This window comes from Haloarcula rubripromontorii (genome assembly GCF_001280425.1).
GTDB classification, from domain to species: domain Archaea; phylum Halobacteriota; class Halobacteria; order Halobacteriales; family Haloarculaceae; genus Haloarcula; species Haloarcula rubripromontorii.
Genome location: NZ_LIUF01000002.1, coordinates 44595 through 61686 on the forward strand (window position 1 = coordinate 44595; position 17092 = coordinate 61686).

The 17092-nt window shown below is 58.7% G+C and carries 14 protein-coding genes and 2 tRNA genes; 7 read left to right on the top strand and 9 right to left on the bottom strand.

The window, feature by feature from the left end; genetic code table 11:
* Positions 1 to 276 precede the first annotated feature (276 nt).
* Positions 277 to 1431 carry a PH domain-containing protein gene (locus AMS69_RS05450; RefSeq protein WP_053967083.1) on the top strand — a complete coding sequence of 385 codons (1155 nt, stop codon included), beginning with the start codon at positions 277 to 279 and terminating at the stop codon, positions 1429 to 1431.
* Positions 1432 to 1906: 475 nt separating this feature from the next.
* Here the strand turns inward: AMS69_RS05450 and AMS69_RS05455 are convergent.
* Both AMS69_RS05455 and AMS69_RS05460 read right to left on the bottom strand, forming a co-directional pair.
* Positions 1907 to 1980, bottom strand: a tRNA-Phe gene (locus AMS69_RS05455).
* 480 nt (positions 1981 to 2460) lie between these two features.
* Positions 2461 to 2534: transfer RNA gene (locus tag AMS69_RS05460), tRNA-Val, on the bottom strand.
* A gap of 97 nt (positions 2535 to 2631) precedes the next feature.
* On the opposite strand from AMS69_RS05460, the gene AMS69_RS05465 reads away from it, so the two are divergent.
* The 3 genes from AMS69_RS05465 (at position 2632) to AMS69_RS05475 (ending at position 5856) form a co-directional block, all read left to right on the top strand.
* Positions 2632 to 3216, top strand: a complete 585-nt coding sequence (locus tag AMS69_RS05465; RefSeq protein WP_053967084.1) for a DUF192 domain-containing protein — start codon at positions 2632 to 2634, stop codon at positions 3214 to 3216.
* Between the two features lie 39 nt (positions 3217 to 3255).
* Positions 3256 to 5175, top strand: a complete 1920-nt coding sequence (locus AMS69_RS05470) for an ABC transporter ATP-binding protein (protein WP_053967085.1) — start codon at positions 3256 to 3258, stop codon at positions 5173 to 5175.
* 240 nt (positions 5176 to 5415) lie between these two features.
* Positions 5416 to 5856 (top strand): hypothetical protein, encoded by a 441-nt coding sequence (locus tag AMS69_RS05475; RefSeq protein WP_053967086.1) that lies wholly within the window; start codon positions 5416 to 5418, stop codon positions 5854 to 5856.
* 5 nt (positions 5857 to 5861) lie between these two features.
* Here the strand turns inward: AMS69_RS05475 and AMS69_RS05480 are convergent, their stop codons facing one another.
* The 3 genes from AMS69_RS05480 to coxB are packed head-to-tail and all read right to left on the bottom strand — an operon-like array spanning position 5862 to position 9500.
* Positions 5862 to 6128, bottom strand: coding sequence for a cytochrome C oxidase subunit IV family protein (locus AMS69_RS05480; RefSeq protein WP_053967087.1), 267 nt, complete (start codon positions 6126 to 6128; stop codon positions 5862 to 5864).
* Between the two features lie 4 nt (positions 6129 to 6132).
* Complete coding sequence (locus AMS69_RS05485; protein ID WP_053967088.1) at positions 6133 to 8703, bottom strand: cbb3-type cytochrome c oxidase subunit I; 2571 nt, start codon at positions 8701 to 8703, stop codon at positions 6133 to 6135.
* On the bottom strand, positions 8700 to 9500 hold the full coding sequence (gene coxB / locus AMS69_RS05490; RefSeq protein WP_053967089.1) for a cytochrome c oxidase subunit II: 801 nt from the start codon (positions 9498 to 9500) through the stop codon (positions 8700 to 8702). The genes AMS69_RS05485 and coxB overlap by 4 nt, the downstream gene beginning before the upstream one ends.
* Positions 9501 to 9618: 118 nt before the next feature.
* Between coxB and AMS69_RS05495 the strand changes: the two genes are divergently transcribed.
* A complete protein-coding gene (locus AMS69_RS05495) occupies positions 9619 to 10143 on the top strand; it encodes a DUF6789 family protein (RefSeq protein WP_053967090.1) in 525 nt (174 codons plus the stop codon).
* Between the two features lie 167 nt (positions 10144 to 10310).
* On the opposite strand, the gene AMS69_RS05500 is transcribed toward AMS69_RS05495, so the two are convergent.
* From AMS69_RS05500 to AMS69_RS05510, 3 genes are all read right to left on the bottom strand, one after another.
* Positions 10311 to 10751 (bottom strand): DUF5790 family protein, encoded by a 441-nt coding sequence (locus AMS69_RS05500; protein ID WP_053967091.1) that lies wholly within the window; start codon positions 10749 to 10751, stop codon positions 10311 to 10313.
* Positions 10752 to 10856: 105 nt separating this feature from the next.
* Entirely contained in the window at positions 10857 to 11963 is a 1107-nt protein-coding gene (locus tag AMS69_RS05505; protein WP_053967092.1) for a DUF7544 domain-containing protein, read from the bottom strand.
* Positions 11964 to 12037: 74 nt separating this feature from the next.
* The gene (locus tag AMS69_RS05510; RefSeq protein WP_053967093.1) at positions 12038 to 12385 is read right to left on the bottom strand and encodes a dihydroneopterin aldolase family protein; all 348 of its coding nucleotides are present in this window, start codon (positions 12383 to 12385) and stop codon (positions 12038 to 12040) included.
* Between the two features lie 74 nt (positions 12386 to 12459).
* Between AMS69_RS05510 and azf the strand changes: the two genes are divergently transcribed.
* The gene (gene azf, locus AMS69_RS05515) at positions 12460 to 13233 is read left to right on the top strand and encodes an NAD-dependent glucose-6-phosphate dehydrogenase Azf (protein ID WP_053967094.1); all 774 of its coding nucleotides are present in this window, start codon (positions 12460 to 12462) and stop codon (positions 13231 to 13233) included.
* A 26-nt stretch (positions 13234 to 13259) separates the two neighbouring features.
* On the opposite strand, the gene AMS69_RS05520 is transcribed toward azf, so the two are convergent.
* Complete coding sequence (locus AMS69_RS05520) at positions 13260 to 13877, bottom strand: DUF309 domain-containing protein (RefSeq protein WP_053967095.1); 618 nt, start codon at positions 13875 to 13877, stop codon at positions 13260 to 13262.
* Between the two features lie 986 nt (positions 13878 to 14863).
* Here AMS69_RS05520 and AMS69_RS05525 point away from each other — a divergent pair.
* The gene (locus AMS69_RS05525) at positions 14864 to 17068 is read left to right on the top strand and encodes a DEAD/DEAH box helicase family protein (RefSeq protein ID WP_077067760.1); all 2205 of its coding nucleotides are present in this window, start codon (positions 14864 to 14866) and stop codon (positions 17066 to 17068) included.
* Positions 17069 to 17092: the final 24 nt, after the last annotated feature.

Sequence of the window (17092 nt, forward strand, 5' to 3'; positions counted from 1 at the left end):
CTCTAACGAAGAATTTAGAAAATGCAATCAGAACTGCTCGAAAAGGTTTGAATCTCGTTAAGTTTCCTTGGCCCACAAAAGTCGGTCGTAGAGACAACAGTACACAAGCAATAGACCACTCTACGTGGATTCAGTATACAGCTGCCTTCTCCGAAGGCGAGTAAACACACTCCTTCCCCAGAGAGCATCAGAAGGAAACCGTAGGGGAGTGTGTTCACTTTCCTTTACGAACAGTCACCCAACCAATTTGTATACGTGTTCTCATAACACACGATTATGGGACTATTCAGTAGCGGGCCGGACAAAGAGACACAGGAGTTAATTGATGCTGCGAACGGTGATTCCGTTACAGCCGATAAGCTGACGAAAGCAGAGACTGGTCGGATGGCGTGGGACCGGCTGAATGATGGGCCACTAATTGACCACCTTTCGGATGACGAGCAGCCCCACTATATATTCTCTCAGCAAAGCAAATCTGGGGTCCGAGTTTCAGATGGAGAGAGTATCCAGCCGGATGGGAAGTACCGGACGATGATGGCTGTAACTGATGACCGCGTTTTGTTCACTGCTGGCGGGGACACTGGAGACTCTACGCTCTCTATAGATTCCGAGTCAATAACGGATATAGAAGCACGGAGTGGCCCAGAGAAGAGTGATGGAAGTGGGAAGGTCACTGTGTCCCTGAACACGGAAGACACGTCGATTACCTTTCCAATAAAGACCGCAGGCTCAGTAAACTTGGCAGATGTACATTCTGACGGCGACGAGGTACAGGAAGCAGTTGATTACATTTCCTCACAGGCAGCCGCAGATGTAGACCGGACAGAGAAAGAGAAGTCGTCTATCCGTAGTGCCCGAAGACGAATCTCAGACGAAGAGAGTGGGGATTACGTCACGCCCGAGCGGGTGAATAAGGTGAAAGACATTCTCGATAGCGGTGAGGAGGTTTACTATCTGACCCGAGGCTCAACGGTCGATGTTGAAGGGTCATCAGCAGGAGAATCACTGTGGGGAGATGACAGAAGTCGGAAAACCGGAACGAAAGGATACGTGAGGGCCGTAATCACGGACAAAAGGGTAGCAGTAAAGATACCACAGATAACTGGGAATGACGAGCGTTCTGTGCCCTACGAGAGCATTACAAGTGTGGACTTGGATACCGGTTTGGTCAACAAGCGCCTTTCTCTACAAACACCGGGGCAGACGTATCACATCGAAGCTCACGACCCCGGAAAAGACGAGGTACGGCGAGCGGTCAAATTCATTCGGAGCAAGATTGCCGAGTCGAACGAGGATACAGTCGTTGTTGAAGACTCCTCCGAACCGGACCCTACGGAACAATTGAAGAACCTCAAAGAACTCCACGAAGAGGGTGTACTGACTGACGAGGAATTTGAGGAGAAGAAATCAGACCTGCTTGACAAAATATGAGTTTCGTAAAAACTCCTCAGCCCACGTCGGTCGGCTGTTGAGTCAGAGTCTTCGGGGGCAGTCTATTGTCAATGAAGTAGTATACGGTTGCCTTCTCCGAAGGCGAGTAAACACACTCCTCCCCAAAGAGCTTCAGCAGCAAATCGGAGGGGAGTGTGTTCACTTTCCTTTACGAACATAGAATGGGTCAGCAAACTCCGTGAATCTGGTTGCATATGATTGCAATTTCCAAAGCGGGGTGGGCCGGTGTTTCAGTTGGCTTCCAACACCGCGTTATAAAAAAAGACGAGCCTTAGATGCTCAGACAAGCAAAATCGGGCACACCGAAAGTTTCTAGGAGCTACAGCGCGTTTCGATTATTGCAGAACGCCAGACGTGAGCCGGTGCGTCCGGGGACCGGTTGAAATCTCACAAGGAAAGCGCGAATCGCAGGAGGGCGCGGATGCTCTCGGCTAAGAATCGTGCGGTAAGGGGATGCCGCCTCCCGGATTTGAACCGGGGACAGCTCGATCTTCAGTCGAGTGCTCTCCCAGTCTGAGCTAAGGCGGCGTGCACTCCAAGCGATGACGAGGGTAGAAAAAAGCATTTCGAAAGCGGGCGCAGATTCTGTGGTATCGACAAGTGGTTCGGCCGCCGATTACGGGAGAAACAGGTCTGCGCTGTCGAACGTCTCGCCACAGTCGTCACATTCGTACTCAGTACCATTAGTCGTCGAGACGTGCCCGCTACAGGCCGGACACGTCGAGCCATCTATCATGCCACGCACTACCACCACTCTGGATATATGGATTACGGGCGACTATCAATCGAGATAGGGAGCACGAAACGCGCCGAGTGAGGGCTGTGCAGACACTCTGTCGGCGCTCGGACTGTGGCAGGGGAACGCCCCTCACTTCGTTCGTCGCAGAATGGGTCCGGGCGGATTCGAACCACGGTCACTTCGCGTTGCTTCGTTCCCTGATTCGAATCCGCTGTTCCACACAGACACCGCTGGCTCCTCACTTCGTTCGTCGCAGTCGGTGTTAGAAGTGGGTCCGGGCGGATTCGAACCACCGGCCTCGGCCTTGTAAAGGCCACGTCATAACCAACTAGACCACGGACCCGTATTCCACCGTTTTCCATCGGCAGGAATAACGCTTTCTCTCTCGGTCGACAGTGGGCACCGACAGTATTACCCACGGCCTGCCCCTCAGACGGAGTATGCAGCGCCCTGCCGTGGTTGTTCTCGGACTGGTCGGCCTGCTCGTCGCTGCCGCCGTCGTCCTCCAGACCGGTCTCTGGGTCGAGGTGCTGGGAACTGGCGAGTACGAGGAGGGCACAGTGACGGTCCGGGAGGGAGCAGAGGCGACAACGACGGCAACACAGCCTCCAACGGATGCTTCAACGCCGAGAACGACAGTTGCGGTGCGTGAAGACACCGCTGGGGAACCACTGGGCACGGTCGAGATTCGCATCGCACAGACGTTCAATCAGCGCTATGTCGGACTGAGCGAGACGGAGTCGCTCGGACCCAACGAGGGAATGCTGTTCGTCCACGACGAAGCGGGCCAGCACACCTACGTCATGCGGAACATGTCGTTCCCGCTTGATATCATCTTCATCGACGCCAACGGGACCATCACAACGATCCACCACGCGCCGCTCCCGCCGGAGGGGACCAGCGAGAGCGACCTGACGGGGTACGAGGGGCGGGGCAAGTATGTCCTCGAAGTGAACCGCGGCTGGGCCAACCGGACCGGCGTCGAGGTGGGCGACCGGGTCGAACTGCCGCCCGAAGCCACGTAGCCCGACGGCCTTTTGCGGGCTCAGCCCCTGCATTCGATAATGGATTTCGACGCGGGTTCGGACGACGACGTGTTCGAGGACGCCAGGGAACGCGTCGACCGGCCGATGCTCCGACTGTTCACCGGCTACGGCCGGGGTCAGTTAGCGGCGTTCGTCGTCGGCCTGTGCAGTTCCATCGTTGCCCGGATGCTGGACCTGCTGCCGCCCATCCTTCTCGCGCTGGCTATCGACGCCATCTTCCTCCAGGAGGCCGAGTACGGCCTCTTTCTGGTTCCCGACGCCTGGATCCCGAGCGGGCAGGGGCCGCAGTTGTGGCTCACGGCCGGCATCATCGCCGCCTCGTTCGGCTTCGGGGCCGTCTTCCACTGGAGCCGGAACTGGGGGTGGAACAAGTTCGCCCAGCACGTCCAACACGCCGTCCGGACCGACACCTACGAGACGATGCAGCGGCTGAACATGGACTTCTTCGCCGACAAGCAGACCGGCGAGATGATGTCGGTGCTGTCGAACGACGTAAACAGGCTGGAGAAGTTCCTCAACGACGGCCTCAACTCCGCCTCGCGGATGATAATCATGGTCGTCGGCATCGCCACGTACCTGTTCTACATGAACTGGCAGCTGGCGCTGGTCGCGTTGCTTCCGGTGCCGCTTATCGCGGTGTTCACCAAGCGGTTCATCGAGACCATCCAGCCGAAATACGCCGAGGTGCGGTCGACGGTCGGGAAGCTCAACTCCAGGCTGGAGAACAACCTCAGCGGCATCCAGATAATCAAGACCGCCAACACCGAGCCCTACGAGGCCGACCGCGTCGAGGACTCCTCCGAGGACTACCTCGACGCCAACTGGGACGCCATCGAGACGCGCATCACCTTCTTCCCCGGCCTCCGGCTGGTCTCCGGTATCGGCTTCGTCGTCACGTTCGTCGTCGGCGGGCTGATGGTCACCGGGCAGGCACCCGGACCGCTGACGGCCCCGCTCTCCCGCGGGCAGTTCGTCGCGTTCATCATCTACACCCAGCGGTTCGTCTGGCCGATGGCTCAGTTCGGCCAGATTATCAATATGTACCAGCGGGCCTACGCCTCCGCCGAGCGCGTGTTCGGGCTGATGGACACGCCCGGCCGCCTCGAAGAGGCCGAGGACGCGCCGCCGCTGGCCGTGAACGACGGGCGAGTCGAGTACGAGGACGTGTCCTTCGGCTACGACAGTGACGACCCGGTGCTGTCGGACATCTCCTTCGCGGCCGACGGTGGCGAGACGGTCGCCCTCGTCGGCCCGACCGGCGCGGGCAAATCCACCGTGCTGAAGCTCCTCCTCCGGATGTACGACGTGGACTCCGGTGCGGTCCGTATCGACGGCCAGAACGTCCGGGACGTACAGATTCAGAGCATCCGCCGCGCCATCGGCTACGTCAGCCAGGAGACGTTCCTGTTCTACGGCACCGTCCGGGAGAACATCGCCTACGGGACCTTCGACGCCACGGACGAGGAAATCGTCGCCGCCGCGGAGGCCGCCGAGGCCGACCAGTTCGTCCGCAATCTCCCCGACGGCTACGACACGATGGTGGGCGAACGCGGCGTGAAGCTCTCCGGCGGCCAGCGTCAGCGCATCGCCATCGCCCGGGCGATTCTGAAGGACCCCGAAATCCTGATTCTCGACGAGGCGACCAGCGACGTGGACACGGAGACCGAGATGCTCATCCAGCGGTCGCTCGACGACCTGACCGCCGACCGGACCACGTTCGCCATCGCCCACCGTCTCTCGACGGTGAAAGACGCCGACACGATTCTCGTCGTCGAGGACGGCCGCATCGTCGAACGCGGGACCCACGACCAGCTGCTGGCCGCCGACGGCCTCTATGCCAACCTCTGGGCGGTCCAGGCCGGCGAAATCGACGAGCTTCCCGAGGAGTTCGTCGAGCGGGCGATTCAGCGACGGGCGCGGACGGATGCCGACGACTGAAGCGGCGAGGACGCGATGTCCGAGCTGTCAGTGGTCGGCATTAGCTGATGAGTGAAGCGGCGAGGACGCCATGTCCGAGCCGTCAGTGGTCGGCATTAGCTGATGAGTGAAGCGGCGAGGACGCCATGTCCGAGCCGTCAGTGGTCGGCATTAGCTGATGAGTGAAGCGGCGAGGACGCCTATCCGGTCCGAGGGTGGGCGGCACAAACGATTATTACGGGTTGTGTTGTACGCTAGTACATGTCAACCACGTACCTCGCTAGCATGGGTCTAATGGGTGTGTTCGTGGTGGCGGTAGTCGCATGGATGGTCCGGGGACGCCGCTGGTATCAGTACAGCCCGGGGGCGTCGACGAGCGGCCGGTCACCGGTGGGCGACCGCGAGAGCCGATTCGAGGCGTACGCCGACCGCCCACTGGCCTGGGTCGCCGCGTTCGCGGTCCTGGTCGTCGGGCTGCTGGTCGGCGTCGTGGCGTCCATCTCTGGCCCCGTCGAGACCCAATCGATAGCGGGCCTGACGGTCGCTGTCGTCGGCGGGGCGGGCCTCTGTGGCTACCTGCTGTTCGGCGTGTATCTCTCGGCGACGCGTCGAGGGCATCCCCGCTCGCTGGCGGTCGCGGAATCCGCGACCGTCGCCGGCGTGCTCTTTCTCATCGCGGTCAGCTTCCAGCTACTTGCCTGACCCCTTCACAGTATCGAGTACGCCGCTGCGCCGGTCAGCGCGAGTGCGGCGACGGTCCCGCCCAGCACGAGGTACGTGACTGCGCGGGGTTCCCAGCGCAGGTGCTGGTAGTAGGCGGCGACGCCGACGGCCTTGATTACCGACAGCACCATGATGATGGCGAAGGCGGCCCAGTAGGCGCTGTCGACGAGGCCGGTGAATTCGACGACCGCCTGCGCGGTCGCGAACGCGAACAGTACGACGTATATCGCGGTGTAGCCTTTCCAGTCCATTGTTCTAGAGGATGTAAAACAGCGGGAACAGGAACAGCCAGACGATGTCGACGAAGTGCCAGTACAGCCCGAAGTACTCGATGGCCCTGTCGTCGCCCTGATAGGCCCCGTTCCAGGCCCTGACGGTCATGTAGGCACAGATGATGAGCCCGATGGTGACGTGGGCCCCGTGCAGTCCCGTCGTCAGGTAGAACGTCGACGACGCGATGTTCGTCGAGAGGTTCCAGCCGTTCGGGAACGCCTCCGTGCTGATGTGGAACAGGTGCTGCCACTCCAGCCCCTTGTTGATGAGGAAGCCGACGCCGAGCGCGAACGTCCCGACGAGCGCGGCGACGGTCCCGCGCTTGCTCTCCCGTTCGGCGGCGACCATCGCCAGCACGACGAGGAAACTCGACGTGAGCAACAGGTACGTGTTGATGAGGCCGGGCATCGTCACGTGTTCGGCGGGGATGAGGTCGTGGTGCCAGGCCGTCCAGCCGTAGGCGACCCGGACGAAGGCGTAGGAGCCGATGAACGCGCCGAACAGGACGATGTCGCTCGCGAGGAACGTCCACATCCCGAGCTTCATCTTCTCGACCGACGAGAAGGGCCAGCGCTCCGCGATGGCCATCTCGGGCGCGTGGAACGGCTCGCGGGTCATCCCGAACAGCGACCCGAACGTCACGAGGCCGCCGACGGCCGCCATCGACAGGTAGAACACGCTTCCCGTCCGCACGCCCGAGAGGCCGAGGAAGGCGATGAACCCGCCGAGGCTGACGAGGAACGGCCAGAAACTCGCGTGGCTGGCGTGTTCCTCGCCGGCGGTCTCGTGGGCGGGCTCCATTTCGGTGGCTGTCACCGCGGCCCTCGCTGTCACCGCGCCCCCGTCCGTCGCGGTCCCGCCGTCGGTCGCCGCGTGGCCGTGCGCTGCGGCGCCGGGCGCGCGGTCGGTCCGCTCGGCGACCGTCTCGTCGTCGAGGAACTCCAGCTTGCCGGTGGCGTAGCTCGGGATGCCGGGGAAGTTCTCAAGCGGCGGCGGCGAGGAGACGGCCCACTCGGCGGAGGTGGCGTACTCCCAGGGATTGGGGCCGACGTCCTCGCCGCGCCAGAGGCTGACGAAGAGGTTGTAGAACATGATGAGGAAGCTTGCCCCCAGCACGAACCCGCCGACGGTCGCCATCGTGTGCCATATCTGCAGGCCCTCGGGGTAGACGAACACCCGCCGGGGCGTCTCCCAGGCGATGAACATCGGGAAGTACAGCAGATTGAAGCCGAGGAAGTAGACGCCGAACTGGATCTTCCCCAGGCGCTCGTTGTACATCTTCCCCGTGATCTTCGGGTACCAGTAGTACAGCCCGCCAAAGAGTGCCGTCGCGCCCGCGACCATCACGTAGTGGAAGTGCGCGACGACCCAGTAGGTCCCGCGGAACTGGTAGTCGAGCACGATAGCGCCCAGGAAGACGCCGGTGATGCCGCCGATGATGAACAGGATGAGCGCGCCCAGCGAGAACAGGAACGGCGTGGTAAAGCGAACCCGCCCCTTCGCCATCGTGTAGATGAGCGAGAACACCATCAGGTCGAAGGGCAGCGAGATGCCGATGGTGGTCGCCATGAAGATTGTCTTGATGGGGAGGTTGATGCCGGTCAGGAACATGTGGTGCATCCAGACGACGAAGCTCTGGATGGCCACCAGCACCATCGAGATAATGAACCACTTGCGGCCGACCAGCCGGCGGCCGGTGAAGGTCTGGAAGCACTCGGCCATCACGCCCAGCGCCGGGAAGAAGACGATGTACACCTCTGGATGGCCGAAGAACCAGAACAGGTGCGCCCACAGCAGCGAGGCACCCGGGTTGTCCGCGTCGGTCGCCATCGTCGTCCCGTCGATGGAGTACTGGAAGTAGGTCGTCCCGAGGATGTGGTCGGAGGCGAGTATCATCAGCGCCGCGAGCAGCGCCGCAAAGGCAAAGAGCATCATCCAGACGGTGAGGTTGATAGACAGCGAGAAGATGGGGATATCGCGCATCCGAAGGCCCTCGGCGCGCATGCGGTACATCGTCGTCAGGAAGTTTACCGACCCCAGCGTCACGGCGGCGGTGAACATGATGAGCGCCAGCACGACTGAGGTCGCGCCCAGCCCCTCGCCGGGGATGTACGCCGGCGTGTTCAGCGGAGCGTACATCGTCCACCCGCCCGCAAAGGTGGTCCCCTGGAAGAAGGAGACGCCCATCAAGATACCCGAGAACAGGTACAGCCAGTACGAGAGCGCGTTCAGACGCGGGAACGCGAGGTCGTCGGCCCCTATTTGCAGGGGAACGAGGTAGTTCGCGAACCCGAACGCAAAGGGCGAGATGAACCAGAACACCATCAGCAGGCCGTGGGTCGACACCGCCTGATTGTACCCCATCGACCCCAGCAGGTCAGCGCCCGAGGAAATCAGTTCCAGGCGGAACAAGAGTGCGAGGACGCCACCGAAGACCAGGAAGAACAGCGCGGTGATGAGATACAGCACGCCGATGTCCTTGTGGTTCGTCGTGAGGAACCACCGGGTGACCGACGACTTCGGTGGCAGGCCGTGTTCGTGGTCGTGGCTCATGCGAGGACACCTCCTGCGGTCGCGGCGGGCGCGGTCGGCGCTCCGAGACTGGCCGATTCGCTGGCAGTTCCGTTCGCCGTCTGGCCCTCACTCTGCCCGGCGGTCCCGTTATACCAGTCCTCGTACTCCTCCTGTGGCAGCACGACCACTTCCGCCGTCATCAGCGAGTGACCGCTGCCACACAGTTCGTAGCACTTGGCGGTGTAGTTCCCGGTCTCGTTGGCCGTGAACCAAGCCGAGGTGTACTGACCCGGCACGGCGTCGGTCTTGACCCGCACCGCCGGGATTCCGAAGTTGTGGAACACGTCCGTCGAGGTCACCCGTAACCTGACCACCCGGTCCTGTGGTACGTAGAGCGTGTTTGTCGTGTGCCCGTTCGGGTAAATGAAGTCCCAGCCGAAGCGGTACCCCTCGACGTCGATCTCCAGCGCCTCCTCCTGGGCCGGGTCGGGACCCTGCTCGATGTACAGCAGTTGCGAGTACGTCCAGGCGATGAGCGAGACGACGATGATGGCGCTGATGCTGAACGAGTAAAACACCTTCCGACCGCCCGAACCGCCGGTCGGCAGCTCACCCATTTCGGGGCGCTCGACCTTGTCGGCGTACGGGTCCGTCTCGCCGTCGTCGCGGTACTTCAGCGCGTGGTACATGGTGTACGCCACGACGACCACCCCGACAGCCGTCCCCAGCAGCAGGAACACCTCGAATATCTGGTCGAACACCGCACTCGGTGCCCTGACGTCGCCACCGTGCAAGGGGAACACAACCGCGGTATGTGTTATCATGGGTCCCGCCATTATCTTCATGATTCTTCCCACCCTGTAATAGGTATTGGGGACAGATTGATGACATATTTACTTCAACACCCAAACGTGTGCGGGAACTTTTTTATTCATTGGCATGTTACAACACACCATGGAAGACACCTCACCCGGCGTCGAGGACCCGACGATAAACGACGACGGTCTCACCGAGGCCGAGGAGTTCGACAGTCTCGCCGGGATTATTGCCGACGGCGTCGTCGGTGCCGCTGGCGGACTGGTCGGGACAGCGATGATGACGGTCGTCTTCCTCATCGCCCAGTCACTGGGCGCGTTCAACCTCGACGACTTTGCCATCCTCACCGAACTTGTGGGTCTGACCGGCTACGTGCCGGAAGTCCTGTTCGGCTTCTTCATTTTCCTCGGCGGCGGCATGTTCCCGTGGCCGCTGCTGTTTGCCTCGCTGAAGGCGTACCTCCCTGGCCAGTCCGACCACGTCAGCGGCGCGTTCTTCGGTGCGGCCATGTGGACTGGGTTCGTACTCGCTTTTTATGCCGGCCAGTCCGGACTCACGCTGGTGTTGTATGCGGTGCTGACGCTCGTCGCTCACATCGTCTACGGTATCGGACTTGGGGCGGTGTTCAACTACTTTTCGACCCGCCCGGATTCAATCGTCTGAGTCGCCTCGCTGCTGTGTTCGGGCGAGAGAACGGCGTCGCGACTCCCGCCGTATCGGATCCGATCACGACGTGCTGCTGGTCGATAAAAAGCCGCTGGACGACGCGAGCGACGCGCTGGCTACCGTCGAGAACGTAGCGAGCATACGCCGGAGCGTGGCTCCCGAACTCAGGCTTCCGCTTCTGCGTCGGCGTCTGCCTCTGTGTCCGCCCCGTCTTCGCTCTCGAACTCTTCGAGCGTGCTGCGAAGCTGTGGAATCGTCGCTGTGAGGTCGCCGACCTGCTCGCGAGCGTCGTCGACGTTGTCGATGAGTTCCGCGATGGTCTCGATCTCTTCCGCGAGGTCATCGGCGTCTTCGAAGGCGTCTGCGCGTTCGCCCATCGTGTACCACTTCTTCGCGTCGCGGAGATGTTCCTCGGCATCGCCCACGTCAAGTGCCGTTTTGAGCGAGTTCAGCACACCGAGCGTGTTGTCGGCCTCCACGTCCCAGACAGAATCAGCCTCTGGGAGCGCGTCCCGGGCCTTCGCGAGTGACTCCTCAACATCCGTGCGCATTTCATTGGCCGCCTCGCCGAACAGTTCGTCGTCGTCCAGACTTGACTGACTCATACAGAACGATTGGGGTGGTGATTGGTTAAAAGCCCGCCTGAAAGTGAAAGTGAAACCGCAGGACGTGGACGCCCAGTCTGTCCTGAAACCGAAAAGCCGTTGTGTCTACTCGGCCCGAATGTCCGAGCGCACCTCGGGCATCGGGTCCATGTCGGCGTCGATGTCACCCAGCACGAGCATCGCGTAGTACCGGAGGAACGTCGTCAGCGGGACCTGAATGAGCGCACCGAGGACGATGAAAACCAGTCCGCCCAGCAGGCCAATACCGCCGGCCACGACGATTCCGACAGTCCCTTGAATGGCGAGATACAGCCCGAACGCGGCGAGTCCGACCGGAATCGCGACGACGATGAGTGCGATAATCCCGAGAATTGCGCTGACGATACCGACACCGATCTGAAGGACGATGGAGAAAAACAGGTAAGCGAGGTACTGCTTCGGATGGCTTTTCATTGATCCCCAGAGCCGCGACCACCCGGAGAGGACGCCGTCGTTGTCTGCCGTCATCAGCGGCACGACAAACACCGTGGTGAATCCGAAGACGATACCGTAGGTTATGGCCAGTACTGCGAACACGGCGATGAACAGTCCCGACAGCGCGAGGACGCTCGACGCCCCGACGTTTGCGGCATCACCACCGAGCACCAGGAAGAACCCGGCTGCACCGATCACGAGCGCGATGCCGAGCCAGATAATCCCGAGGACAAGCCGGAACAGGAGCAGCCGTATGCCGTCCCCGACGTGTTCGCTGAAATACCGACGGACGTGTATCTCGCGGTCGATGAGCGCCTGCGTCAACACGAACTCCATGAAGTTGCTCAGGATGCCATACGCGAGTGCGAGCAGGATGATCAGGCCGATAACGGCGAACACGAGGAGCCCGGCCCCGGCGAGTAGCTCGTCCGGCGCGCCGGACGGGACGCCGGGTCCGGAGACTTGCCTCGTGAGGGCCCCCGGCAGGGACAGCACAGTTTCAAGTGGCGCGGTCAGCTGAAACTCGCTTCCCGGACCGCTGGGGCCGCTCGGCCCGCCGTTCCCACCAAAATTACCGAAGTTGCTGAACGACTGGACGTTGTTCAGCCCGCCACCGCCGCCACCGATGAAGAACACGACGAACGCCATTCGGAGCCACGTCCATTTCTCGAACGGGAACAGAAACGACTTCGTCGCGTCGATTGCGTCGTCGATATCGTCGACTGCGTGGAGGGCCATGTCGCAAGTCTCACACCCCCCTCTGGTAAAATTTTCGGGGCCGTGTCAGGGATTCTGGTCGCTCGCTGGCTATTTTACTCCCGCACTGCGTCGACCTGCATCAGCGGGTAGCCGTCCTCCATCGCCATGCTTGTCTCGACTGTGACACCCTCGTATTCGATGTGCATCTCGACATCGATGAACCGCCCGGTGAGTTCTGTGTAGTCCGCCCCGCCATCGGCGATAGCGTCTTCGAGTGCCGCCGTGCGGACGCTGACGGTAACTGTCTCACAGAACGGCTGGTTCTCGATGGCTTCCTCCATTGCCGCTGCGAGCGAGTCGGCGCTATCCGGGCTGATTGGTGTCCCCGCGAACTGGTGATACAGCGACCCGAACTTGACGCCCGCTTCGAAACACGCCTCTTGCGGAGCTGTGGGTTCCATACAATCGGTCCGGCTGGGCGACACAAAAGCGAACCGCAAGCTACCTATTGCGTGCGACGTATCGTCTCATACGAATGGACGACCCGGTTCTGCTCACCGGCGCTGGCGGCGCTGTCGGGGCAGCCATCCTCGAAGGAATCGAGGAGGCCTACGAGTGGAAACTCATGTTCCACAGCCCACCCGCCGAGGAGCCCGACCACGAGTACCTCGTCGGGGACGTGTCCAGCGAGGGCGACGTGGCCGCGGCGATGGACGGCGTCGGTGCCGTCATCCACCTGGCCGGTGACCCCCGGCCGGAAGCTCCCTGGGACTCCGTCCTCGAAAACAACATTGACGGCACCCAGAAGATGTACGAGGCCGCTGTCGACGAGGGCGTCGAGAAGTTCGTCTTCGCATCCTCGAACCACGCCGTCGGCTCCTTCGAAACGGATGAGCGCACGCCAGAGATGTATCGCCCGGACGACCAGTACCGCCTCGACGGGACGGAACTCCCCCGCCCCGGCAACCTCTATGGCGTCTCGAAAGCCACCGGCGAGGTGCTGGGTCGCTATTATCACGACCAGTACGGCCTCTCCGTCTGCAATATCCGAATCGGCAACCTCACGCGCGGCCACCCGCCCATCGACTATGAGCGTGGGCAAGCCATGTGGCTCTCCTACCGCGACTGCGCCCATATCCACGACTGCGCGCTACAGGCCGACTACGAGTACGAAATCGTCTACGGCATCTCCGACAACGACCGCAAGTACTACTCCATCGAGCGCGCCAAAGACGCCCTCGGATACGACCCGCAGGACAACTCCGCGCACTTCGATGGCGAGGAACGCGTCGCCGAACCGGAGCCGTAGGCGTCTCCTACTGCCCCGGTCGCACGCTATCCCGAGCCGTCGAACAGCCCACGTACGTCGTCGTCTTTCTGCTGTTCTAGTTCGACGTGGTCCCGGAGCCGCTGGTAGACGACGGGCCGCTGGTCGCGCCCGCGCACGAACGAGAACAGCATCCCGGTAAACTGCGAGCCGCCGTCGCCGTCGAGTTCGCTCCGCGCCCTGCCGACAGCGGCGTTGATGACTGCCTCGTCGTACCGGCCAGCCTCCGCCAGTACCTCGGCGGCGATGGCCGTGGCGTCGAAATCCAGCCCGTCGTAGTCAACGGTTTCGCCGTCGTGTGTTAGCGTCGGCGGGTCCGTCGCCGCGTGGTGGGGGTCAGCCGCCGTCGCCGCGAGGAACGACCGAACCTCGTCTAGTGCCACGCCGTGATACGGGTCGGGCAAGCCGTCGAGGTACTTCGCTGCGCTCTCGGCCAAGCCTTGCGCCCCCGACCAATTCTCCTCGCTGGCATGGTGGACGACCGCGGTGAACTGGATGAGGCCGTGCAGGAATCGTTCGTCGTCGCCCGAACCGAGGTCCAGCCAGTACTCCTCCCACGCATCGTGTGCGGCGTGGTAGCGCCCTTCGTTGTACACTGCGATGCCGGCACGGAGATGGTCGCGCACACGGGTGGGTTCGCCTCGCGGCCGGAAAACCACATCGGCGTTTCGACCAGAGTTGGAAGCTGTGGCTTCGCGCTCTGGTATCGGTAGCATCGCTTGCAACACTGCCCGCTCGCTGTCGCTCGGGGTTCGGTGTCGGCAGAAACGTCCGGACGGAGTTCCACGCGAGCACCGCGAGCGTGGAGCACGTCCGGTCGTGAATGGAATGAACGTCCGGACGGAGATTTGAACTCCGGTCCCTGGCTCCGCAAGCCGTCTCCTGAAGTGGTCTCTCCACTTCCAACAACGGCCTGTTGTTCCTCCGTATAGGCAGATTCTCCGTCTCCGTACTGCAATTGTATGTGCTTTCGGCTTATAAAGACCCGCATCGATGGTGTGACTGACAACGTCGATTCCGTGAGTTCTCTACCCCTGACCCAACCAGTCACCTCACCCCTCGTCGGAGAGAAATGCCCCGTTCTTGGCGAAGGTCAACAGGAGAGCGTGCCCATTTGGTGAATCGCCGCGTGTCTCTCTGGGAAGACACGAGTTGCGGAAACTTCCCATATGGTAAGACAATACGGCAGATTTCCGGAAAACTGGTTTCCCACCCCTCCCCCACGTGCTTCTTCAATAGATGAGCGGTCATCATTACCGAAGGAAACGAACGAATCTCAAGGGCGGTGGTTGCAATCGGGCTCAGAGACTCCCTCGTCCCAGATGAGTTAGTCAGACCGGAGGAAAGAGGGTTCCCATTACTGATGCTGTTTTGCAGAGGCCATATACACCTCTTCGTTCAGTTCCACCGTATCGGTCGGCTGATGGTAGGAGGGCGGCAACCTGACTCCCCGCCCGAGAGATGAATGAGTTACGGGGTCGCACAAGTTGCTATCCAACTGCGCCGAGATTATCTTTCCGCTTGTACCCACCAAACCCATCACAGAGTATATCTGACGGGTGGTTGTGTAGTGTATTATGTACGATTCGTTTCCCAATTGGAGTCTATGACTATGGATAGGACACCAGAACAAGAAGCGGAAGAAAAAATCGAATCTGAACTTGAGGAGCAGGGCTGGGAGAGGATTGATTCAGATTCGAATCGGACTGGTTACAGTAAGCATATACAACTTCCAGACGGCCGAGAAGCAGATTATATACTATATCATTCAGGCAAGCCCGTGGCAATTGTTGAAGCAAAAAAATCAACAATAAATCCAGAAAATAAGAGAGACCAAGCGAGGGCATATGCTAAAAATCTTGATGAATCAAATACATACCACAATACGTACTCTGTCCCATTTACATACACGACAAACGGAGAAAAAACAGTATTTGAAGACCTTCGGAAAAATGCACCTCAATTTAGGGAGATATATAAATTCCACACGCCTCAGGATTTAGAGAGTCTGATTGATACACAGTACCTCGAAGTGATGGAGGAGCTTGAACATACGAAGAGTGAAGATATTGATAAAGGTCTGTGGAACAACCAGTCTGAAGGATTTGATAGAGGGGTTGAATTAGTTACTGAGGGGAAAAACAAAATACTCTACACGATGGCAACAGGTTCTGGGAAAACTAGACTGGCAATAGCCCTTTCGTACGCATTTCTTGAAACAGGTCTTGCCGACAGAATACTATTCGCTGTCGATACAGACCAACTGAGGACGGAGACAAGAAAAGGCTACAAAAACTATGAGCCAGTAGGGTCAGAGCCGTTCTCAAAAAATTATTTGGCAGGAAACTTAGACGAAGACGAGGAACACAAGCAGAATGTAGTCGTAACAACAACTCAGAAACTCAGCCGGAGGCTCCACGAGGGCGAGCACAATTTTTCTGTTGGTGAATTTGATGTTTTGATTGCAGACGAAGCACATAGAGGAGTATTCAATAAGGATGGTCACGGAATAGCACTAGATTATTTCGACGCTCTGGAAATAGGTCTGACAGCAACGCCGCACGAAAAGACACTGGAACGATACAATCACAACGAGGCATATAGCTATGATTACAATGATGCACTAAATCACCACCACGTTGTCCCATTCAAAAGCTACTCTGTTGATACGCAGATTATGACAGAGAAGGGATTCAGACACAACGGCGAGTGGTACTCGCCAAAGCAGATTGGAGAAGATATAATAATCAGAGATTCTCAAGAAAAGGTTGCTGAAAAATTACTTGAAAATACGAAAGTAAAAGACGAACTGACGCTGTTCTTTGCACAAAACACGACTCACGCACGCGTTATTGTTGACGATTTGAGAGAGATATACGGAGACCTGTTTGATAACCCGTATGAGGAAATTAAGAGAGTGACTGGAGATGACTTCCAACCACACGTTACTTTATCAGAATTTAAACAACCATATAGACCACCACACATCATAGTGACAGTTGATATGGTTACTACTGGAGTAGATATTCGACCACTCAACAACATAGTACTGATGAGGCCTGTAAAATCAAAAGTTTTATTCAATCAGATGATGGGTCGCGGAACAAGAACACACGAAACAAAAGACCATTTCAAAATATTCGATTGTGTAAAAGCGTTCGCGTTCCACGATGGTATCCCCCCATTCGCCACAAAAGACGTTGAATACAATATTACTGAAAGCGGGGAGACTCCGATTACAGAACCAGAAGATGAGCCCGAAATTGTTGATGAACCAGACGTTGATGAGGTTATTAGAAACTGTAGAGTATATCCGTCGAAGAATAATGAGTGGGTCGAAAGAGATGAGTTTGCCCGAGAAATACAGTCAGTAATCAGAAATAACGACGAAGTTATCTCTAAAGGCGTTGAAAATTGCACCTCAATAAAAGAGGCTGATACAGAGATTGAATCCATTCTTATTGATGAATGGAAACACTATCAAAAAGAAACTATACTTGACGCATTTGATGACTTAGATACACTATATTTGCTCTGTGTCAGAACAGTTGAAGGATACGAAGAATTGCGGAGTAAAGCTAGATGCGCTAAGGAAAAAACGATTAGTGAGCACAATCTGACAGGAGAGCAAATAAAATTGGTACAAGATGTCTCCGACAGAGCTGTAACGGAGCGAGGTGGTATATCTCAAAACAACTTCTATCAACCACCCCTATCCTACGAGTGGGGTGTAGACGCTGCTGAAAGACTTATTGAGAACTTAGACGATGTTCTCAATACATTCAACCGGAATTTTCTGTATATTGAGACCGAATAGGCACTCCTGTGAAACAACTCTTTA